The following is a 20,171-nucleotide window of genomic DNA, read 5'->3' as shown; positions in this document are numbered from 1 at the left end:
CATGGACAGCGAAGGGCAGTACGAGCAGCGGGTGGTGTGGGCCCTCGTGGACAGCGACATCGGTCCGCTGCTGCTGGCGGCGACGCGCGACGGCCTGGTCAACGTGGTATTCCACGCCACCGACGCGGTGCGGGAGCGGGCTCTGGGGCGGCTGGCGGCCCGGCTGGGCACCGAGCCCGTCGAGGATCCCGCGGCGCCGGTGCTGGCCGAGGCGATACGCCAGCTGCGGGCGTACTTCGCGGGCGAGCGGCAGGACTTCGACCTGCCGCTGGACTGGTCGCTGATCTCCGGCTTCAACCGGCAGGTGCTCCGCGAGCTGGCCGCCGGTGTCGCGTTCGGCAGCGTCGTGGGTTACGGCGATCTGGCGGGGCGGGTCGGCCAGCCCGGCGGGGCGCAGGCGGTGGGCGCCGCGATGGGCGCCAATCCGCTGCCGGTCGTCGTGCCGTGTCACCGGGTGGTGGAGAGCGACGGCGGTATCGGCGGGTTCGGGGGCGGGCTGGAGACCAAGCGGAAGCTGCTCGCCCTGGAGGGCGTGCTGCCCGAGCCGCTGTTCTGAGCGGCAGGCCCCCGACCCGCCACTCCGAGCCGCCCGGGCGCGCGGTCGGCCGCAGCGCCGTCAGCCGTACTGGCGTCAGCCGTAGTGGCGTGCCTCGACGACGTTGCCGTCCGGGTCCCGGAAGTAGAAGTTGCGCGGGGCGCTGCCGCGGGCGCCGTAGGAGTCGTGGCCGATGTCGGTCATGGGGACGGCGTGGTCGGCGAGGCGGGTGCGCAGGGCGTCGAAGGCTTCGGACGGCAGGGACAGGCAGATGTGGTTGACGGGGTGGCCCGCGCTGTCGTCGGAGCCGGGGAGCACGGGCATGCGCTCGGCGAGGGTGAGCGGTGCGAGGTCGAGGATGGTCTCCTCGCGTACGGAGGGGAAGGGCGTCTCTCCCGCGGCGAACTCGGCGACCCTCAGCGGCTCCAGGCCGAGCATCCGCTCGTAGAAGCCGGCCGCGGCGACCGGGTCGGCGACCCACAGGACGACGTGGTCCAGACGTGCCGTGTGATTCGTCATGCGGCCCAGGCTGGTGGCGTCCCCCACAGGCCGCAAGCGTTTAGCCGGGTGTGCCGCCCGCCAGGGATGAGGGAAGACCGACGGACAGGAGGCGGGCACGTGGTGCTGGTGGTGTCGGAAGAGGTCCGGGAGGCGCTCGACGCGGGTCGGGCCGTGGTCGCCCTGGAGTCCACGATCATCGCGCACGGGCTGCCGCGCCCGCGCAACCTCCAGGTGGCGCTGGAGCTGGAGGACGCGGTACGGCGTGAGGGTGCCGTGCCCGCGACCATCGCGGTGCTGGACGGGCGGCCCCATGTCGGCCTGGACAAGGAGCAGTTGGAGCGGGTCGCCAACGAGGTGGGGATCCGCAAGCTGGGCCACCGCGACCTGCCGCTCGCCGTGGCCGCGGGGGCGAGCGGGGCGACCACCGTGTCGGCGACCGCGCAGCTGGCGACGCTGGCCGGCCTCCGGGTGTTCGCGACGGGCGGTCTCGGCGGGGTGCACCGGGAGTGGACGGTGACCCAGGACGAGTCCGCGGACCTGGGTCTGCTGGCACGCACCCGGATCACGGTGGTGTGTGCGGGCGTGAAGTCGATCCTGGACGTGCCTGCGACCCTCCAGCGCCTGGAGACCCTGGGCGTGGCGGTGGCCGGATTCGGCACGGACCGCTTCCCCGGCTTCTATCTGTCCGACTCGGGGCACCCGGTCGACTGGACGCTGGAGACCCCGGAGCAGGTCGCGGAGGTCATGCGGGCGCAGGACGCGCTCGACGCGGCGGACACTGCGCTGATCGTCGCCAACCCCGTCCCGGAGGCGGAGCAGCTCGATCCCGCACTGCACGCTCGCGTGCTCGCCGACGCGCTGCACGCGTGCGAGGCGGAAGGGATCACCGGTCAGGCGGTGACACCGTTCCTGCTCGGCTATCTGGTCCGGCACACGGACGGCGCCTCGCTGGAGGCCAACCTGGCGGCCGTGCGCGGCAACGTGCGGCTGGCGGCGCGGATCGCGTCGGCGTGGGCCAGGGGGTGACGACGGGCGGAGAAGAGACCCCGGACCGGGATGAGGCGTCAGGCGTTGCGGTGACACCGGGCCGGGGCGGAGCGCTGCTGGTCGTCGGGGACGTCGTCACCGACATCGTCGCGCGGCACCGGGGGCCGCTCGCGGCCGGTACCGACACGGCCGCAGTGATCCGGACCCTGCCCGGCGGGGCGGGCGCCAACGTGGCCTGCTGGGCCGCCCACACGGGCTGTGCGGAGGTACGGCTGGTGGGGCGGGTCGGCGCCGACGCGGCGAAGTGGCACGAACGGGAGCTGGTCGCCGCCGGGGTGCGGCCGCGGCTCGTGGTGGATCCGGAGGCCGCGACGGGGACGGTGGTCTGCCTGGTCGACAACGGCGCATCGGCCGAGCGCACCTTCCTCACGGACAGCGGAGCGTCCTTGCGGCTGGAACCCGCGGACTGGTCGGACGCGCTGCTCGACGGGGTCGCCCGGCTGCACCTCTCGGGTTATCTGCTGTTCTCCGAGCCGAGCCGGGCGCTGGTGTCGGTGGCCCTGGCTTCGGCACGCGCGCGTGGCGTGCCGGTGAGTCTGGATCCGGCGTCGGCCGGGTTCCTGGCGGTGCTGGGCGTGGACCGCTTCCTCGCGCTGGTGGAGGGCGTGGACGTGCTGCTGCCGAGCCGGGACGAGGCGTGTCTGCTGACGGGGCTGCCGGATCCGGCGGACGCGGCGGCCGAGTTGAGCCACCGGGTGCCCTTGGTGGTGGCCAAGTCGGGGGCGGACGGCGCGCTGGTCGCCAGGGCGGGAGGCGTCCTGGCGCGGGTCCCGGCCGCACCGGCGACGCCCCGGGACACCACGGGCGCCGGTGACGCCTTCACCGGGGCGTTCCTCGCCGCGCTGGTCGCCGGCGCGGATCCCGAGGATGCGGCGGCGCGGGGCTGCCGGGCGGGCGCGCGGGCAGTGGAACGCGTGGGCGCCAGACCGCCCGCCCGCTGCTGAGCCGGCATCGCGGCCGGACCCGGCAGGACGGCGTCCTGCACGGCACGGCTACGCCTTGCGGCCCCACGCAGAGATCATCGGGGCCGTGGCGAGGTCCATGCTGCCCGCCTCCACGTTGGCCAGGTGCTGGTCGATGTCCTCGTCGGTGGCCAGCCCCGCCGTGACGAGCCGGCCGCGGATCTGCCGGACCGTGGCGGACTCCAGGGCGGCGCAGGCGGGCGAGGCGACGGGGAAGTAGGCGTCGGCCTCCACGTCGAGCAGCCCGGCATCGCGGAGCAGCCGCGGAAGCTTGCGCCCGTACGACAGGTCGGCGCCGCGTTCGGCGAGGAGCTTGCGGAAGCCCTGGCGCAGGCGGTTGGCGAGCTGCTGCTCGGCGCCGTACTCGTAGGGGCAGGTGAGGGGCTGGAGGGCCGGGTCCGCGTCCTCGACGAGCAGTCGTCCGCCCGGGCGGAGGGATTTGATCATGGAACGCAACGCCCGTTCCCGGTCCGGTACATGGACCAGGACGAGCCGGGCGTGCACCAGGTCGAAGCCCTCCCCCGGCGGCTCCTCGGCGCCGACGTCGTGGGTGCGGACCTCGACCGGCGCGTGGGCGACCCCGGCGAACAGCGAGGTGTCGATGTCGGTGGCGACGACCTGTCCCGTCGGGCCGACCTTCTCGGCCAGCCAGGCCACCACTGAAGTGCCGCCGGCCCCGACCTCCCAGCACCGCCCGCCCGGTCCGAGACCGAGTGCCTCGATGTGCCGGAAGGTGGTGGGGTCGAAGAGGGCGGCGAAGGCGTCGAAGCGCTGCCCGGCCTCGCTCTGGCGGTTGCCGAGGAGATATCCGTCGGCTTGTGTCATGAAGCGATCATCCCAGTTGCCCGGCTTGTCCGGGACGGTCGACGCTCCGGTTCGGCGGGGGTACGACTGCCGGGCGCGGGGAATCCGTTGCCGAACTGCGGGAAGAGGCACCGAGAAGCCGGTTGTCCACAGACGGGAACCAACCGGAATGCCCGCCTCCCACAGGCTTACCCGCGTCTCACACCGGACTGGCAGACTTGCCCGGCAAGGCGCGGAAGCGTTGTGCGAGGGGATCCATGCAAGGAGATCCGGATGACGATGGCAGGGAATCTGCGGAAGGTCACGGGACTGGGCAGGGCCGGCGGCCTGCGCAAGGTGGCGCGGCTGGCCCGGCGGCGGCCCCGCGTCGACCTGAACCATCACGCGCGGTCCCCGCTGGGCTCCTCGGTGGTCAACTGTGTGACGTACGAGGACGGGGTGCGGGTCCCGGAGTGCAGCGATCTCTTCTCCGCCGTGGAGCGGGTGCGCAAGAAGGGCGAGGGGTTCGTGTGGCTGGGACTGCACGAGCCGACGGACAGCGAGTTCGCGGGCATCGCCGAGCTGTTCGACCTGCACCCGCTGGCGGTGGAGGACGCCGTCGAGGCCCATCAGCGCCCGAAGGTGGAGCGTTATGGCGAGACGCTCTTCGCGGTGTTCAAGACGGTCTGCTACGTCGAGCACGAGAAGCTGACGGCGACCAGCGAGGTGGTGAACACCGGCGAGATCATGGTGTTCGTCGGCGAGGACTTCGTGATCACGGTACGGCACGGCCGACACGGCTCGCTGGGGCCGCTGCGCGAGGAGTTGGAGGCCACGCCGAGCCAGCTCGCCAAAGGTCCGGCGGCGGTGCTGCACGCGATCGCGGACCATGTGGTCGACGACTATCTGAACGTCACGGACGCGGTGCAGGCCGACATCGACCAGGTCGAGGCGGACGTGTTCGCGGAGAACGGCGCACGGGCCGATCCTGGGCGGATCTACCAGATGAAGCGTGAACTCCTGGAACTTAAGCGGGCGGTGGTGCCGCTCGGCAGGCCGATGGAGGAGCTGACCGCCCGTCCGGTACGGGTGATCCCCCCGGAGATACAAACCTACTTCAGGGACGTACTCGACCATCTGATGCGAGCCAAGGAGCAGATCGCGTCCTTCGACGAACTGCTCAACTCCATCCTCCAGGCGCATCTGGCGCAGGTGACGGTGGCGCAGAACGAGGACATGCGGAAGATCACGGCCTGGGCCGCGGTGATCGCCGTGCCGACGATGGTGTGCGGGGTGTACGGCATGAACTTCAAGTACATGCCGGAGCTGCAGTGGCGGTTCGGCTATCCGATCGTCATCGGCGTCATATCCGTGGCATGCCTGGTGCTGTACCGGGGATTCCGGCGCAACGGCTGGCTCTGAGACACAGGGATCCCCGAGGCCGGCTCAGGCCGAGAAGGCGACGACCCTGCTCGGGACGACCCTGATGATCAGGCGGACCTCGTCGTCGTTCTCCGCGGGCGGGTCGATGCCGAGGTACTTGTGGGAGAGCTCGTACGGGAGCCGCTTGGCCCCGTCCGGGAGGATCTCGGCGGTGCCGCGGATCTCGGCCGAGTGATAGGGGTTGGCCAGGTCGAAGACCGTGAGGCTGACGCGGGGGTCACGGCGGAGGTTGCGCACCTTCTGACGGCTGTCGACGGAGGAGAACAGCACGGTGTCGCCCTCCCGCTGGATCCAGACCACCGAGTTCTGCGGGGCGCCGCCGGGGCCCAGGGTGGCGACGCTGGCGAAGTTACTGCCGTCCAGGAGGGCGCGGACGGAGTCGTCGAAGGTGACGCGAGTGTTCGAGGAGGTCGTCATGGGGCCAGGCTAGTTGTATGCACGCGCATACAAAAGCGGTTTTCTGGATCTCCCGACGAGAAGCGGCCTCTCAGGGCCGGCCACGGCCGTTCAGCCGTTCCACGCCGGATGCCGCGGATCGTCGGCGCGGACCAGGACGTCGGCCGTGTCGGCGGGGTCGGTCTCGGCCGCGTAGCGCTCGAAGGCGGGGAGGGTCCAGTGGTCGGTCTCGGGGGTCCGGCGGCGCAGCGCGCCAGGAGACAACAGGAGGTGGACGGTCAGGTCGAACGGGAACCAGTGCCGCAGCAGGAGCGGTCCGTGCAGCAGTAGGAGGCCTCCGGGCGGGAGTTGGACATAGGGGCTGCGGGTGGCGCGGTCGGTGGCCGGGTCCCACAGGTCGGGCAGGACCCGCCCGGTCCCGCCGGGGTCGAGGGGGCCGAAGACCTCCCGCCACAGCGCGTTGGTGTCGAACCAGCCGCCGTAGTACGACTCCGCGTCCCGGTGGCCGTGCTCCAAACGCAGCGAGGCGGGGCGCAGAAAGCCCTCGGCGCCCACGACCAGCGACGGTCGGCCCCGTACCCGCAGCGCCTCCGCGACGCCTTGCGCGAGGTCCCCGGGCCGGGCGGCCGGGGCACCGTCGAAGGCGACACGCGGCCAGGCGCCCCCGTCGGCGGGCTTCAGTTCGGCCAGCCGGTCGGCGAGGCGGTCCGCGAGCCGGTCCCAGGTGATCGCTTCGAGTCGCACGGGATCATGATGCCGGGTCGACCGCTCGGGCACGCCCGGGCGGTTCCGGTGCCGGGCCACGGCGACGGCCGGCGTGACAGGCCGCGAGCAGAGCGGGGCGAGGGGGCCGTCGACTGGGTGATGCTCGCACCGGCCGGGTTCCTGGGCCACGGCGGGGAGCACACCGGACGGTACCGGGTGGGCGGGGAGCGGGTACCCGGGGGTGAACCCCGGCTGTCGTACGCGGACCTCGCCGTGGCCGTGGTCGACGAGATCGAGAGGCCGCTGCGGCACCGTGAGCGGGTGTCGGTGTTCGGCTTCCGGTAGGGGGCGTGGACCACGTGGGATCAGTCCGGGGAATGGGGAAAGTACCGCATATGACGCGCCTCGCAACTCCCCCTCATCACGGTGGACTTCTGGTCGTGCAGCCTCTCCGGCACAAGCGGTGTGCGGCGTGCCGACGGGGGCCGTTGTCGTTGCTGGTGCTGGAGGACGGGGCGCCGCGGTGTCTGCAGTGCGCGGATCTCGGGCATCTGGTGTTCCTGCGGCGTGGCGACACGGCCCTGACCCGGCGCTCTCGGGAGGAGAGCACGCTGTCGGCGGTGGTGGTGCGGTTCAACCGGCGCAAGAGCCGGTACGAGCGGCAGGGCATCCTGGTCGAGGAGGCCGCGCTGGGCCGGGCCGAGGCGCGGTGTCTGGCGGACGCGGAGGCACGGCGGCGGCGCCGGGCGCGGGACGCGAAGCGGCGGGCGGCACAGGACGTGCGGTTCACGGAGGCGTTCGCGGCGGAGATCCTCCGGCTGTTCCCGGGCTGCCCGGTGGAACGGGCCCGGGCGATAGCGGCACACGCGTCGGTGCGGGGCAGCGGGCGGGTGGGGCGGACCGCGGCCGGGCGGGCGCTGTCGGAGGGGGCGGTGGTCTCGGCGGTGGTGGCGGGGGTACGGCATGTGGACACGCCGTACGACCAGCTGCTGATGAGCGGGGTGCCGCGGTACGAGGCACGGCGGCGGATCGCGGGGACGGTGGAGGCGGTGCTGCGGGGGTGGGAGGCCGGTGTGGAGGTCCGCTTGACCGGGTGACGGCGGGCAGGGGTACGGCGGCGCCCCGCGGGGCGCCGGTGGAGCGGTCGTGGGGGGGTGTTTTTGGACGGATGCGTATGTGGACGCACTTCACAGCCATGGGATGGGGTGACTCGTGGGCATTGAGTTGGGTGGCGAAGGTGTCCAGGGCGAGAGTGGGTGTGGTGGCTGTGATCGACGGGCCGTATTTCGTACTGGTCCTGCTGGGGGTGCTGGGGACCGGGCTGGTCGCGGGGGCGTTCTGCGGGTTCTCGGCCTTTGTGATGCGTGGGCTGGCCTCGTTGCCGCCGGCTCAGGGGGTGGCGGCCATGAACGCGATCAACCGGGCCGCTCTGACACCGGCGTTCATGCTGGTGTTCGGGGGGTCGGCGGTGCTGTGCGCGATCATCGCGGTGGTGACGTTCGTGCTGTGGCCGGACGACGGGACGGTGGAGCTGCTGCTGGGCAGCGCGCTGTATCTGTTCGGTTCGTTCGGGCTGACGGTGGTGGCGAACGTGCCCCGGAACGAGGCGCTGGCCAGGCTGGAGCCGGGCACCGCGGAGGCGGCCTCCTACTGGCAGGTGTACCTGCGTGAGTGGACGCTGTGGAACCACGTGCGCACCCTCGCGTCGGCCGCGGCGGCGCTCGTGTACGTACTGGCCCTGTCCTGAGGGAGACGTGGGAGAAAACTTGCGTCCGGCTGGCCTCAGGCTGGCTTCCGGCTGGCCCGATCCTGAGGAAGACCTCGCAGAAAGCGCCGTCAGCCACTCTGCGGGCGTGACCGAGCGGACGTATCGTGGCCGAAAGAGTGCCGCCCGATGACGCACGGCCCGTGGTGGACGCACGCGAGGAAGACGACCATGGCCGATCCCAAGGGTTTCATGACCACGCCGCGCGAGGAGTGGCCCCGGCGGCCGGTCGAGGAGCGGGTCCGGGACTGGGACGAGGTGTACGTCCCCGGGGCGCTGCTGCCCATCATCAGCAAGCAGGCGGACCGCTGCATGGACTGCGGAGTGCCGTTCTGCCACGACGCATGTCCGCTGGGCAACCTGATCCCCGAGTGGAACGACCTGGTGTCGAGGGAGGACTGGCGGGCCGCGAGCGACCGGCTGCACGCGACGAACAACTTCCCCGAGTTCACCGGGCGCTTGTGTCCGGCGCCGTGCGAGGCGGGATGTGTGCTCGCGATCAATCAGCCGGCAGTGACGATCAAGAACGTCGAGTGCGCGATCGCCGACCGGGCCTGGGCGGACGGGTTCGCGTCGCCGCGACCGCCGGAGCGGCTCTCCGGACGGACCGTGGCCGTGATCGGGTCGGGGCCGACCGGCCTCGCGGCGGCACAGCAGCTGACCCGGGCCGGTCACACGGTCGCCGTGTACGAGAAGGACGACCGGCTCGGCGGGCTGATGCGGTACGGCATCCCCGAGTTCAAGATGGAGAAAGTCCACCTTGAACGGCGGCTCGGGCAGATGCGGGCCGAGGGGACGAAGTTCCGTACGTCGACGGTGGTCGGGCGGGACGTGGGCGCGGCGGAGCTGCGGGCCCGGTACGACGCGGTGGTGATCGCGACCGGGGCGACGGCGTGGCGGGAACTTCCGGTGCCGGGTCGGGAGTTGGAAGGGATACACCAGGCGATGGAGTATCTGCCGCTGGCCAACCGGGTGTGCCAGGGGGATCTGTCCGAGTCGCCGATGTCGGCGGTGGGCAAGCATGTGGTGATCGTGGGCGGGGGTGACACGGGGGCGGACTGTCTGGGGACCGCGGTGCGGGAGCGGGCCGCTTCGGTGACCCAGCTGGACATCTACGCACAGCCGGGTACGGAGCGGGACGAGGACGCCGAGCCGTGGCCGACGTATCCGAAGCTCTACCGGCTGTCGGCGGCGCACGAGGAGGCACGGGACCTGGAGACGGCGCCCGCGGCGGATGCGGACGCGCGGTTGTTCGCGGCGTCGACGCTTCACTTCGAGGGCGACGAGAGCGGACATGTGCGGTCGCTGCATCTGGTGGAGGTGGATGCGGCACGGCAGCCGGTGCCGGGGACCGGGCGGACGCTGCCGGCCGACATGGTGCTGCTCGCGCTCGGTTTCTCCGGGCCCGACCGGGAGGACGGGCTCATCGACCAGCTGGGGGTGGTGACGGAGCCACGCGGGACGATCGCCCGGGATGCGGAGTTCACCACGAACGTGCCTGGTGTGTTCGCCGCGGGGGACGCGGCGCGCGGACAGTCACTGATCGTGTGGGCGATCGCGGAGGGGCGGGCGGTGGCGGCGGCCGTCGACCGCTATCTGACGGGAAGCTCGCAGCTGCCGGCCCCGATATCGCCGTACGACCGGCCGATGACCGTGTAGGTGAGGGAGGATGGAGGCTGCGGCAGCCTCCGCCCCCGTGGCGGTCCGCACGTCCGAAGCCCTGCGGCTTCCGTCCCGTCGCGCAGCCCTACGGCTTCCGTCCCACCGCCCCGTACCCCGGGATCACCCCGTCGTCCTGCCCGGGAACGGGGTCGCCGAGTTCGGGATGCCACAGGTGGGGCACCTCGACGCCCGGCTCGACGAGTTCGAGGCCGTCGAAGAAGCGGCTGAACTCCTCCCGGGAGCGCAGCGCCAGCGTGACCCCGGCCGCCTTGAGTTTCGCGGTGGCCGCCGCCGACTCCTGCGGGGTGAAGTCGGCGGTGGCGTGGGTCATCATCAGGTAGCTGCCGGACGGCTGTTCGGACAGCAGCCGCCCGACCGGCTCGTGCGCCCCGTCCTCGTCGGAGACGAAGTGGAGCAGGGCGACGAGCGACAGCGCGACCGAGCGGTCGAGGTCCAGGACCTCGCGCGCGCCGGCGAGGATCCCCGCCGGGTCGCGCACATCGGCCTGGAGGTACTCCGTCGTGCCCTCGGACGTACCACGCAGCAGGGCCGCCGCGTGGGTCAGCATGATCGGGTCGTTGTCGCAGTAGACGACCCGGGACCCGGGCGCGACGCCCCGGGCGATCTGGTGCAGGTTGGGCTCGGTCGGGATGCCCGTGCCGATGTCCGGGAACTGCCGTACGCCGTGCTCGGCCAGCCTGGGGTCCCCCCAGGCGTTCAGCTCTGGGGGAGGGTGGCGCGGTGCATGGAGGCGCGGTTGACCCGTGCCATCACCGGCACCCGGGGATCGAGGGCCAGCATCTGCCGGCCCGTCGCCTCGTCGACGGGTTAGTTGTCCTTGCCGCCGAGATACCAGTCGTACATCCGCGCGGGATGCGGCCTGCTGGTGTCGATCGCGACGGCGGTGGGGTCCTGCCCGGTCATGAGGCACTCCATAAACGTCTGACGCGGTCAATGATCAATTGAGTACCAAGAAAACGAAGTTGAACAAGGATGGGTTGAACAAGGATGAAGAGCAGGTTCAGGAGAGCAGGAAGTCGGCCTCCCCCGCCTTGGCGCCTTCGATGAATGCCGTCATCTCGTCCGTGGTGTAGATCAGCGCCGGTCCGTCCGGGTCGGTCGACTGACGGACCGCGATCCGGCCGTCGGCCAGCTTCATCGCCTCCAGGCAGTTGCCTCCGTTCCCGCCGCTCCACGGCTTGTGCCAGCCCTCGCTGCCCAGGTCCCGGGCGGGCATGCCGTTGTAGATCCGCTCGGTGCGGTTCCGCGGCCCGGACTGGGGCTTGATGCGATCCATTCACAGCTCCTTGCGGAGATCCCGGAGGATCTCCTTCGTGCGTTGTGCCGTAGCGGCCTGCGCCGCCATGCGGTCCATGACCTCGAGGTGGGTCGCCACCTCGGTGCGCGCGTCCAGGTAGACGGCGCCGGTCAGGTACTCGCTGTAGACCATGTCCGGCAGTTCGGGCATGGCGAATCGGAACAGCACGAAGGGCCCGTACGTCCCCGGGTGCGGCCCGCTCGAGAACGGGGCGACCTGAAGCGTCACATTGGGCAGCTTCGTGACCTCGAGCAGTCGGTCGATCTGCGCGCGCATCACCTCCGGACCCCCGACCGATCGGCGCAGGGCGGTCTCGTCCATCACGGCCCAGAACCGGGGGGCGTCGGTACGGGTGAGCAGATCCTGGCGCTGCATGCGCAGTGCGACATGGCGCTCGATGTCCTCCGGCTGGGTCTGGCCGACGGCGCCCGACTTCAGCACCCCCCGCGCGTAGTCCTCGGTCTGCATCAGTCCGGGGACGAAGTGCGGCTCGTAGGACCGGATCAGGCTCGCCGCGCCCTCCAGGCTGACGTACATGGAGAACCAGCTCGGGAGGATGTCGTGGAACCGCTGCCACCAGCCCGGCTTGTTGGCCTCCTCGGCGAGCCGGACGAAGAGGTCGGCCTCGGCGTCGGTCACCCCGTAGGCCTTCAGGAGCAGTTGGAGGTACGGGATCTTGAGCGCGACCTCGGCCATCTCCATACGGCGGACGGTGGCGGGCGCCACGCGGAGTACACGGGCGGCCTCCTCGCGCTTGAGCCCGGCGCGTTCCCGCAGGTCGAGGAGGCGCCGGCCAAGCACCACCTGTCCCACCGTCGGCGCGGACCGCGGCTCGCTCACGCTCCACCTCCACGAAGTTCCCTGACCGGGCAGCCACTTGGGCTCACCGGCGTCACGGCCGTCCGCAGCCACGTGCACCTACAGGTGTCACCCGGCATGCCGACAGGCCAGCGGCGCCATTCGAAGACTCATTCGAAAATCTGACGGAACGACCGGAACGACCAGGACGCCCGAACCGCCAGGAACGACCGGATCGGCTTGGTCGGCCGGGTCGTTCACCGTCGGTCACGTCGTGTCGCATGGGCCGAATCGGTCCGCCGGATCCTCACTGATCCCAACTGGCGCCGCTCGACTTGCTGTTGCGAGCAGTGTGCCACGGCCCTTCACCGCGTCACACAGCACTCTGCATTTTTCAGAGTGACACTTGCCAAGTGTTCACGGCGGGGCGATAGTGGCAAGCGTGATTCCGTCCGCGCCCTTAGGAACAGACGCCGCCGCAGACCATGTTGGTCTCGGCGCTGCCACGGGAGTCGCCCCTGGTGGGGGCGCTGCCGAGCGCCGGTTCCGGTTCGAGCTGGCCGCTCATCCGGGTTCCCCCGCCCAGGCGAGACGCCTGGTGCGTGCCCGGCTGACCGGCTGGTCGGTCTGCGCGGACACCTGTGACACCGCCGAGCTCGTCATATCCGAGTTGGTCACCAACGCGATCGTGCACACCGCGAGCAGTCGCGTCGTGTGCGAGCTGCACGACCACGACGACACGGTGCGCATAGCCGTGCACGACGAAGGCTGCTCTCCCGACGAGCCCCATCCGTCCCCGCAGCGGCCGGAGGAGGAGCACGGGAGGGGATTGCTCCTCGTCGACGCGCTGTGCCAGGCCTGGGGGGCCCAGGAGCACGGGCCCGGACTGCTGGTCTGGGCCGAGCTGCCGCGCCAGACCGACGCGGCGCGGGACACGGCCGAACCCCGTAATGACCTCGGCTGGGGCGCCCGCCCCGATCCGGGCACGTCACGCGGCTCGTCCCGCGGTCCCGCGGGTGATCCGTCGCGCAGCCCCGTGCACCGCCCCTCCCCGGGTTCCGGCGAGGAGGGGCAGCCGAAGGCCCTGGGGTCGGTGCCCCGGCGGAGGACGGCATGAGCGGCGCCCCCGGTTTCGGCCGGTCGCTGGGTCTCGACACCCTGGTCCGTCTGAAGCGGGGCGGCCGGCGGCCGGTGACAGGCGGTGACACCCGGCAGCTGCCGATGCCCGAGGGCATGACGGCACCGCTGGGCTGCGACGCCGTGGCCGTAGCGGCCGGCCTCGGGCCGCTGGTGGTGCCCCGGCTGCCGCGAGTGGGATGCGTGTACGCCGACGGCACGCACTGGTGGTGGATCGTCCCGGCGGACTCCGACTACGCCCTCACCTGGCCCGCCCCGGTCCACTACAGCCCGGGCGCCCCGCTCCCCGGCACCGCCCGGCTGATCCATCGCCCTGCGGGCACGGTGCCGTACACCCCGCCGATACCGCTGTACCTCGCCCTGTGCCGGGTGACGGGGACGACACCGGAGTGGTCCCGCCCCCTCAACGCGTGACCGCTGCGCGGCGCGACCGATAACGGCTCGACCGGCAGTACAACGGCCGATAACGGCTCGCCCTGCGGTGCCACGACCGGCAGCAGCACGACTGCCATCGGATCCACCTACAGGGGCACGCCCCACACACAGCAGCACGCACGACAACGGCAGGCCCCACAGCCGCCAGCGGCACGACCGGCAACCGCACAAGCCCGGCAGCAGGAGATCGCCCCAGTCGTTCGAACGGTGAACCGACTCGGCCCCTTCTCGGCCCGCACCCCCGGCGCACTCCCCCGCACCCCGCGATCCCCGTCACGCGCCCTGCCCGGCGGCCGCTCGGCCCGCGATAGTGGCCGTTCGTCGACGGCCCTGGGGAGGATCGCGGTGAGGAAGAGGCGGAACACGGAGGCGCCCGAGGTGTCCGAGTCGGAGCGCCTGCTGTTCGGAGGTCCGCTGCGCTACGACATGGGCTGGAACCAGCACGGGGACGCCTTCCTGGAGCTGGACTTCCGCGCCATGATGACCCGCCTGCCCGGCATGCTCGCGTCCAGTCTGCGGCTGGCGCGGCAGGCCGACGCCGGGGCCGCGCGGACCGTGCTGGCCGCACAGCTGGGCGTCGGAATGGCCCAGGCCGTGAGCCTGCTGGCCGTGAACAGCGTGCTGGGCCGCCTGATCGGCGGCGGCACCATCGAGCAGCGGCTGCGCGGTGCCGCCCCCGCCCTGGTGATCATGGCCGCGGTCCTGCTGGTCTCCGCCATGCTGCGCGCCGCCTCGACGTATGCCACGGGCCGTCTCGAACCCAAGGTCGAGCGGGTGGCGACAGAGATGTACCTGGAGCGGGCGGCGGCCGTCGAGCTCGCCGCGATCGAGGACCACGCCTTCCACAAGCTGCTGGACACCGCGCAGTACGGAGCCTCCTCCGCCAGGCGCATGATCAGTTACGGCACCCGCGTGGTGAACGCGATGATCTCGCTGATCGCGGCGGCCGGAGTGCTGACCGTGCTGCACCCGGCCCTGCTCCCGCTGCTGATCACGATGACGATCCCGAGCGCCTGGGGCGCCCTGACCAACGCGCGGCGCCGCTACGAGTCGTTCCACACCTGGATCCAGCACGCCCGCGCCGGCCATCTGATCAGTGCCCTGCTCACCGAGCCGGAAGCGGCGCCGGAGATCCGGGTGCACGGGGTCGGCCCCTTCCTGCTGCGGCACTTCCGGGCCATGTCGGAGACGGCGGAGGCGGAGCAGGCCCGGCTCGCCCGGCTCGCCGCCCGCACCGGCCTGATCGCGGCGGCCTGGACCGGCCTCGCGACCGTCGCCACGTACGCAACGCTGGGCGCGCTGCTGCTGGGCGGGGCGATGGCCCTGTCGGTGGCCGGTACGGCGGTGATCGCGATCCGCACCGGTTCGGCGAGCCTCGACACCCTTGTGCTGGAGATCAACACGCTGCACGAGGAGGCGCTGTTCGTCGGCGATCTGGAACGGCTGTACGTCGAGGCGGCCGAACGGGCGATCCCGGTCGGCGGCGACCCGCTGCCCGAGGAGCCGCGGGAGATCCGCTTCGAGAACGTCACCTTCACCTATCCGGGTGACAGCGCCCGCCCCGCCTTGGACGATGTGACCCTCGCACTCCCCCTCGGCCGGATCATCGCCCTGGTCGGTGAGAACGGTTCGGGCAAGACCACCCTGGTCAAGCTGCTGGCCGGGCTGTACCAGCCGGACCGGGGCCGCATCCTGTGGGACGGTGTCGACGCGGCGAAGGCCGACCGGCACCGGCTCGCGGAGCGCATCGCGATGGTCGCCCAGGACTTCAAGCGCTGGCCGTTCACCGCCAAGGTGAACGTGGCCGTCGGCCGCTCGTCGGCGCCGCTCACCGAGGACCGGCTGGCCACCTCGGTCACGGAGGCGGGCGCGGAGGAGGTGGTCGAGGATCTGCCGCACGGCCTGGACACCCTGCTGGCCCGCAACTTCAGCGGCGGGCACGAACTGTCCGGCGGTCAGTGGCAGCGCCTGGGTATCGCGCGGGCCGCCTACCGGCGCGGCCGCATCCTGATCGTGGACGAGCCCACGGCCGCCCTGGACGCCCGGGCCGAGCTGGAGGTCTTCGAGAAGATCCGCGCCCTGGCGGGCAGCGGGCAGACCGTCGTGCTGATCACCCACCGGCTGGCGTCGGTCCGCCATGCCGATCTGGTGCATGTCCTCGACCAGGGCCGGGTGGTGGAGTCGGGGACCCCCGACGAACTGCTGGCGAGCGGCGGGGTCTACGCGGAGCTGTACGCGCTCCAGGCGGACCAGTTCACGGCGAAGCTCCCGGCGCGCAAGGCGGGTTAGCCCCTGGCCCTGGTCCTGGCCCCGCGAGGCGGGTCAGCTCCCGGCCGCGTCCCCGCGCACGATCACCAGAAAGGTGTCGGTCGTCAGGTCCATCACGACTTCGGCCGGCAGCCCTTCCAGCCGCCGGGCCTGCGCGAACTCCTCCGCAGGCCATGATCCTCGCGGTCCGCCTGCGGGAAAGCACTCGAGCACGGTTCGCCCGTTCACCATCCTGCACCTCCAGAAATGCGTCGTACTCGTAGGAGTTAACGCTCTGGAGAACGTGAATGGCTCGCCCGGTGACGGTACTGAGACATAGCCGACACACCAACGGCGCGGAGAGTGAGGGTCCGTTGACTTTCAGCCATGTCCGTGACGGTCCGTGACGGTCCGCGTCAGTCGTCGTACTCGTCGTGATACCGCACCCGGTCGCCGCTCTCCGGCATCCGCCCCAGCGCCGTCAGGTCGAGAAGCGAGGTGGTCGAACCGAGTCCGTCGAGTCCGCGGCCGTGGGCGGAGTAGGTGTGGAACACCCGGTCGTGCTCCCGCAGGAAGCAGCTGATCCCCGCCCGTTCGACCGGTTCGTCGTCCACCAGCAGGGTCGCCTCGAAGTCACGGTTGAAGTCGCTCTGATACGACGAGTACCAGGGCAGCGTCCAGCCCATCCGCGCCTTGAACGGCAGGATTCTGGTGAACGGCGCCCGGGAGACCACCGCGAACGACGTGCCGCGCGCCCGCAGATGGGCGAGGTGGCCGATCTGGTCCAGGAAGGCGGAGCAGCCGGGACAGCCGGCCTCCCACTCCGGAGCGAACATGAAGTGGTGGACGATCAGTTGGGCCCGCCCGTCGAACAGGTCGAGCAGGGTCGCCTTGCCGTCGCCGCCCTCGAAGACGTACTCGGGGTCCACCGCCACCATCGGCAGCCCGCGCCGCTCGGCGCCCAGCGCGTCCCGCGCGCGTGTGAGCGCGTCCTCCTTGAGCTGCAGCTCCTCGCGCGCGGCACGCCACCGCTCACGCGAGACGATCTCCGGAAGCGACATGGGCCCTCCTGCACGACGGTCGGTTCCGGGTGGTGACCTCCGCAGGCGAGCGAACTCATCGGTGTGGCCGGAGATTCTTTCTGCTCCGCCGGTCTCAGGCCGCGACCGGCATCCGCGGCACCACGACCCCGAGCCGCTGCCCGCCGTGTTCCAACTCGGCGGCCAGCTCCCTGAGCTGCCGGGTGTGCTGCGCGGTGAGCCGCCCTGTCTCGTCGAGGTGCACGGCGCACGCGGTGGTGGTGTCCACGAGCCGTTCGAGTACGGCGGCCACCGCGTCCGTGCCCTCGGTGTGCCGGGCGAGGGCGGGGAGTTCGGCTGCGGCGAGGGCGATGGCGGTGCGGGCCTCGGCGAGGGTGCGGTAGGCCTCGCGGCGCAGCGCCCAGCGTTCGCCGCGGTCGTCGGACTCGCTCAGTACATGGGCGAGGTAGGCGTGTGCGGCCCGCCCCGCCGTCGCGAGCCGGGCGCGTACCCCGCCGCCCCGTCTGCCCGGCATCGGCAGATGGCCGACGATCAGCACGAGCGCGCAGGCCAGCAGCGTCTCGCCGATCCGGCTGACGGAGGCCTGCGGTTCGCCGCCGACCATGACCAGGGCGAGCACGAGGACGGTGACGACGGCGGTCTGGGCGGCGAAGTGGCGGGTGGACACCGGGACGAGAGCACCGCAGACGGCCACCAGGGCGATGAGCCCTTCGGGCCGGGGCAGTACGGCGGCGAAGCCCGCGAAGAGAAGGGCGCCGAGCACCGTCCCCGCGGCCCGGCACAGCACGCGGGAGGCGAGCGGTCCGAGGTCGGGCTTGACGAGGAAGACGGCGGTGGCGGGCAGCCAGTACCAGTGCTGGTGCTGGCCGTACCAGCGGGCGTGGTGCAGGGCCTGGGCGATGGCGGCGCTGGCGCCGAAGCAGACGGCGACCCGCAGCCCGTACTCCCGTCCGCCGCTGCCGAGTGCCGCCCGCAGGATCTCCTTCGGGCCGCGGCGCCGGGCGGGCGGCCGCTGCTCCCCGCCCTCGGCGCGGTCGAAGGCCTCGGCGGCGCGGAGCAGAGCGTCGTCCAGCGCACGCAGCGCGGGCGCCGACCGGGACGGCGCGGGCAGCGGCCCGGTCCCGCCGTTGTCCCGTACGGCGGCGGCGAGCCGCCGAGGCCCCTCGGCCGCCCGCGCGGACATCGGCTCTCCGGCCCAGGCGAGGGCGGTGGCCGCCTCGGCGAGGGGCAGGGCGGCGGCGTACTGCGTGCGCAGCCGGCGCTCGGCAGCGGAGCTGGCGTACCGCCGCAGCCGGGGCCCGGTGAGGGCGTCCTGGGCGTGGTCGAGGGCGGCGGTGAGGGCGGCCCGCCTGCCACCGGCCGCCTCGCTCCCCACGGCGTCGAGGAGGTCGGCGACGGCGTCGTACACGGCGGCGACGGCGGCCCGCTCCCCGTCGAAACGGTAGTCGCCGGCGATGGCGCCCGGGGCGGGCAGGGCGAGCCGCAGCACCAGCAGCCATCCGGCGCCGGTGAGGAAGGCGAGCGCCCGCTGCCAGCCCGCCTCGGCGACCGGCATCCCGGCGCCGATGGCCGCGGCGACCAGTAACTGCGTCCCGGCCCCGGAGGCGACGGGCCCGACGGCGCTCATTCCGCCGGCGACCAGGCCGAGCCCGGTGAGCAGCAGGGTCAGCGGTACGGCGGCGAGGTGCGCTCCGCCGTACGTCCCGGCGAGCAGCCCGATCGCCCCGGCCGCCGCGGGCACCCCGAGCCGCCGCACGGCGCCCCGCCGGCTGCCCGGCCGGTCGTTGATCCCGGCGAGCATGGCGGCGATGGCGGCGACGACACCGAGGGAGGTGCGGTGCAGCAGGACCGCGGCGAGCAGCAACGGACCGGCGGCCAGCGCCCCTCGCGTCATCGCGCTCCAGGGCACGGGCCCGCGCTGGGCGCGCAGGGCGTGGGCGAGCCAGGGCGGCAGGGCGATACGAGGGGACACGGGGCTCCTGTCCGGACGAGGGCGGGGTATGCCTTCGGGCGACGGTGGCCGGGCTGTTGGCTGTGCTGTCCCTACGGTAGATCGTGTTCCGGTACGAAAAGGTGCGCCCGCATTTCGCGTATGTGACAAGTGGGCCGAAGCGCCGAGTTCTTTATGAACGCAATTCCGGGAACGCGAGCGGGCCCGAGGGCGTAGCCTGCCCCCGGGCCCCGGAATGCCGCCCATCTTCACACGCCGGCACGCTTGAGAACCCGGGTCAGTCGTGAGGTCGCCGCGTCCTTCCTTTGGACCACCACGCATCGAGCTGCGCGGGCAGGACTTGAACCTGCATTTCGACGTGCTGGGGCCCGGGCCCGGTCGATCCGGCGATCGGCGGCGAATGCTGAGTCTGGAGCGAGAGTCTGAGATTCAACGCGGTCCGCCCCGTGTTCTGTGGGGTACGACCGCTCGTCACGACAAGCCTCAGCTTCAGCTTGCGCTCCTCGCGCACCCCGGCCTCAACGGGCCGGGGAGTATGGGAGGTTACCCGAAGAGGTAACCGAACACGGCGTCCCCGACCCGCTGGTCGACGACGTCGGAGCCGTTCGCCTCCTCGCGGGCGAACTTGACGGCCTGCTGCAACTTCTCGACCCGGTCGAGAAGTTCGTTCACGCGCCGCGCGGGCAGGGCCCCCGAGAACTTCACGGTGGTCCAGTACCCCACCGGAACGTCCTCGTAGTACACCTCGACCTGAGCCGGATGCTTCTCCGTCGCCTCGGCCTTCACATGGTTCCGGGGCACCTTCTTGGTCCGCAGCGTCCGCACCGGCTCGGTCTTCCAGGCATCGGTGGACGGATCCTGCACCCACGACTCGGAGGCGTCGAGCACGGGCAGCTTGCGCACGAACGTATTGAGATCGACGAGCTGCTTCTCCAGGAACAGCAGATAGGCCACGGGCACTTCGGAGACCAGTACCCGCCCGTCCACCTTCACGTCGGCCCTGGCCTCGCAATTGGCCCAGTCCTTGGTGGCGGTCACATCGAAGAGCCGCGTCAGCGTGGCCGAGGTCTCCCGCAACACGTCCTCGGCCTGCACCTGAACCCGCGTGGATTCGGGCGGCAGTTGCTCGCCCTCCTCGTCCTTCGGCTGATACGTCCGCGAGATTCCGGCCAGCAACGCGGGCTTCTGCAGCCCATGATGAGCAGCCGTCAGGTCCTGATGAGCCTTGGACTTGATGCCCTTCTCGACCGCGATGATCTGATTGAGTTTCGCCACGTAATGGACGGTAGCAGCGGCAAGTACGGGATTCCCAAGTATTTTCGAGCACCCGAAACCGGTCCCGGTACAGCAACCAGAACCCCTGGCGCAGTCCGGGGTCAGAGCCGTCGAGATCGGCCCGGACGGCCCGGCATCGTCGGGAACTTCAGTGTGCGCTCCCTGTTGTTC

The 20,171-nt window shown here is 71.8% G+C and carries 21 protein-coding genes and 1 pseudogene; 11 read left to right on the top strand and 11 right to left on the bottom strand.

Annotated features, from left to right (window positions below):
- The first annotated feature begins 1 nt into the window (after position 1).
- The gene (locus EDD90_RS40220; protein ID WP_123978015.1) at positions 2 to 556 is read left to right on the top strand and encodes a methylated-DNA--[protein]-cysteine S-methyltransferase; all 555 of its coding nucleotides are present in this window, start codon (positions 2 to 4) and stop codon (positions 554 to 556) included.
- Between the two features lie 75 nt (positions 557 to 631).
- On the opposite strand, the gene EDD90_RS40215 is transcribed toward EDD90_RS40220, so the two are convergent.
- Positions 632 to 1,054 carry a VOC family protein gene (locus EDD90_RS40215; RefSeq protein ID WP_123978014.1) on the bottom strand — a complete coding sequence of 141 codons (423 nt, stop codon included), beginning with the start codon at positions 1,052 to 1,054 and terminating at the stop codon, positions 632 to 634.
- Between the two features lie 99 nt (positions 1,055 to 1,153).
- Here EDD90_RS40215 and EDD90_RS40210 point away from each other — a divergent pair, with 99 nt between their 5' ends.
- Both EDD90_RS40210 and EDD90_RS40205 read left to right on the top strand, forming a co-directional pair.
- Positions 1,154 to 2,062: a pseudouridine-5'-phosphate glycosidase gene (locus EDD90_RS40210; RefSeq protein ID WP_123978013.1), complete on the top strand. Its 909-nt coding sequence runs from the start codon at positions 1,154 to 1,156 to the stop codon at positions 2,060 to 2,062.
- Positions 2,063 to 2,112: 50 nt separating this feature from the next.
- The gene (locus EDD90_RS40205) at positions 2,113 to 3,027 is read left to right on the top strand and encodes a carbohydrate kinase family protein (protein WP_123978012.1); all 915 of its coding nucleotides are present in this window, start codon (positions 2,113 to 2,115) and stop codon (positions 3,025 to 3,027) included.
- A gap of 48 nt (positions 3,028 to 3,075) precedes the next feature.
- Here EDD90_RS40205 and EDD90_RS40200 read toward each other — a convergent pair whose 3' ends face one another.
- On the bottom strand, positions 3,076 to 3,870 hold the full coding sequence (locus tag EDD90_RS40200) for a methyltransferase (RefSeq protein ID WP_123978011.1): 795 nt from the start codon (positions 3,868 to 3,870) through the stop codon (positions 3,076 to 3,078).
- A 252-nt stretch (positions 3,871 to 4,122) separates the two neighbouring features.
- Between EDD90_RS40200 and corA the strand changes: the two genes are divergently transcribed.
- On the top strand, positions 4,123 to 5,250 hold the full coding sequence (gene corA, locus EDD90_RS40195) for a magnesium/cobalt transporter CorA (RefSeq protein WP_123978010.1): 1,128 nt from the start codon (positions 4,123 to 4,125) through the stop codon (positions 5,248 to 5,250).
- 24 nt (positions 5,251 to 5,274) lie between these two features.
- Here the strand turns inward: corA and EDD90_RS40190 are convergent, their stop codons facing one another.
- Positions 5,275 to 5,688: a PPOX class F420-dependent oxidoreductase gene (locus tag EDD90_RS40190; RefSeq protein WP_123978009.1), complete on the bottom strand. Its 414-nt coding sequence runs from the start codon at positions 5,686 to 5,688 to the stop codon at positions 5,275 to 5,277.
- A gap of 90 nt (positions 5,689 to 5,778) precedes the next feature.
- Positions 5,779 to 6,411, bottom strand: coding sequence for a uridine kinase (locus EDD90_RS40185; RefSeq protein ID WP_123978008.1), 633 nt, complete (start codon positions 6,409 to 6,411; stop codon positions 5,779 to 5,781).
- 6 nt (positions 6,412 to 6,417) lie between these two features.
- On the opposite strand from EDD90_RS40185, the gene EDD90_RS55905 reads away from it, so the two are divergent.
- The 4 genes from EDD90_RS55905 to EDD90_RS40165 all read left to right on the top strand — a co-directional run bounded on the left by EDD90_RS55905 (position 6,418) and on the right by EDD90_RS40165 (position 9,796).
- The gene (locus tag EDD90_RS55905; protein ID WP_185149401.1) at positions 6,418 to 6,717 is read left to right on the top strand and encodes a hypothetical protein; all 300 of its coding nucleotides are present in this window, start codon (positions 6,418 to 6,420) and stop codon (positions 6,715 to 6,717) included.
- A gap of 50 nt (positions 6,718 to 6,767) precedes the next feature.
- Entirely contained in the window at positions 6,768 to 7,469 is a 702-nt protein-coding gene (locus EDD90_RS40175; RefSeq protein ID WP_123978007.1) for a DUF2293 domain-containing protein, read from the top strand.
- Positions 7,470 to 7,639: 170 nt separating this feature from the next.
- Entirely contained in the window at positions 7,640 to 8,119 is a 480-nt protein-coding gene (locus tag EDD90_RS40170; protein WP_123982148.1) for a DUF1772 domain-containing protein, read from the top strand.
- 189 nt (positions 8,120 to 8,308) lie between these two features.
- Positions 8,309 to 9,796: a glutamate synthase subunit beta gene (locus EDD90_RS40165; protein ID WP_123978006.1), complete on the top strand. Its 1,488-nt coding sequence runs from the start codon at positions 8,309 to 8,311 to the stop codon at positions 9,794 to 9,796.
- A gap of 88 nt (positions 9,797 to 9,884) precedes the next feature.
- Here the strand turns inward: EDD90_RS40165 and EDD90_RS40160 are convergent.
- The 3 genes and pseudogenes from EDD90_RS40160 to EDD90_RS40150 form a co-directional block, all read right to left on the bottom strand.
- Positions 9,885 to 10,723: pseudogene (locus tag EDD90_RS40160) on the bottom strand (SAM-dependent methyltransferase).
- Positions 10,724 to 10,820: 97 nt separating this feature from the next.
- Complete coding sequence (locus tag EDD90_RS40155; protein ID WP_123978005.1) at positions 10,821 to 11,096, bottom strand: DUF397 domain-containing protein; 276 nt, start codon at positions 11,094 to 11,096, stop codon at positions 10,821 to 10,823.
- Positions 11,097 to 11,957 carry a helix-turn-helix transcriptional regulator gene (locus EDD90_RS40150; RefSeq protein WP_123978004.1) on the bottom strand — a complete coding sequence of 287 codons (861 nt, stop codon included), beginning with the start codon at positions 11,955 to 11,957 and terminating at the stop codon, positions 11,097 to 11,099.
- A 514-nt stretch (positions 11,958 to 12,471) separates the two neighbouring features.
- On the opposite strand from EDD90_RS40150, the gene EDD90_RS40145 reads away from it, so the two are divergent.
- From EDD90_RS40145 to EDD90_RS40135, 3 genes are all read left to right on the top strand, one after another.
- Positions 12,472 to 13,032 carry an ATP-binding protein gene (locus tag EDD90_RS40145; RefSeq protein WP_260328791.1) on the top strand — a complete coding sequence of 187 codons (561 nt, stop codon included), beginning with the start codon at positions 12,472 to 12,474 and terminating at the stop codon, positions 13,030 to 13,032.
- Complete coding sequence (locus EDD90_RS40140; RefSeq protein ID WP_123978002.1) at positions 13,029 to 13,466, top strand: hypothetical protein; 438 nt, start codon at positions 13,029 to 13,031, stop codon at positions 13,464 to 13,466. Before EDD90_RS40145 ends, EDD90_RS40140 begins: the two co-directional genes overlap by 4 nt.
- Before the next feature lie 447 nt (positions 13,467 to 13,913).
- Positions 13,914 to 15,776: an ABC transporter ATP-binding protein gene (locus tag EDD90_RS40135; RefSeq protein ID WP_398928723.1), complete on the top strand. Its 1,863-nt coding sequence runs from the start codon at positions 13,914 to 13,916 to the stop codon at positions 15,774 to 15,776.
- 33 nt (positions 15,777 to 15,809) lie between these two features.
- Here EDD90_RS40135 and EDD90_RS40130 read toward each other — a convergent pair whose 3' ends face one another.
- The 4 genes from EDD90_RS40130 to EDD90_RS40110 all read right to left on the bottom strand — a co-directional run bounded on the left by EDD90_RS40130 (position 15,810) and on the right by EDD90_RS40110 (position 20,000).
- A complete protein-coding gene (locus EDD90_RS40130) occupies positions 15,810 to 15,986 on the bottom strand; it encodes a hypothetical protein (RefSeq protein WP_185149400.1) in 177 nt (58 codons plus the stop codon).
- A gap of 164 nt (positions 15,987 to 16,150) precedes the next feature.
- Positions 16,151 to 16,795 carry a DUF899 domain-containing protein gene (locus EDD90_RS40125; protein WP_123978000.1) on the bottom strand — a complete coding sequence of 215 codons (645 nt, stop codon included), beginning with the start codon at positions 16,793 to 16,795 and terminating at the stop codon, positions 16,151 to 16,153.
- A gap of 94 nt (positions 16,796 to 16,889) precedes the next feature.
- A complete protein-coding gene (locus EDD90_RS40120; protein ID WP_260328790.1) occupies positions 16,890 to 18,668 on the bottom strand; it encodes an FUSC family protein in 1,779 nt (592 codons plus the stop codon).
- Between the two features lie 600 nt (positions 18,669 to 19,268).
- Entirely contained in the window at positions 19,269 to 20,000 is a 732-nt protein-coding gene (locus EDD90_RS40110; protein WP_123977998.1) for a hypothetical protein, read from the bottom strand.
- Positions 20,001 to 20,171: the final 171 nt, after the last annotated feature.

It is taken from the genome of Streptomyces sp. Ag109_O5-1 (assembly GCF_003814875.1).
Lineage (GTDB): Bacteria > Actinomycetota > Actinomycetes > Streptomycetales > Streptomycetaceae > Streptomyces > Streptomyces sasae.
This window is presented reverse-complemented; position numbering and strand designations above follow the sequence as displayed.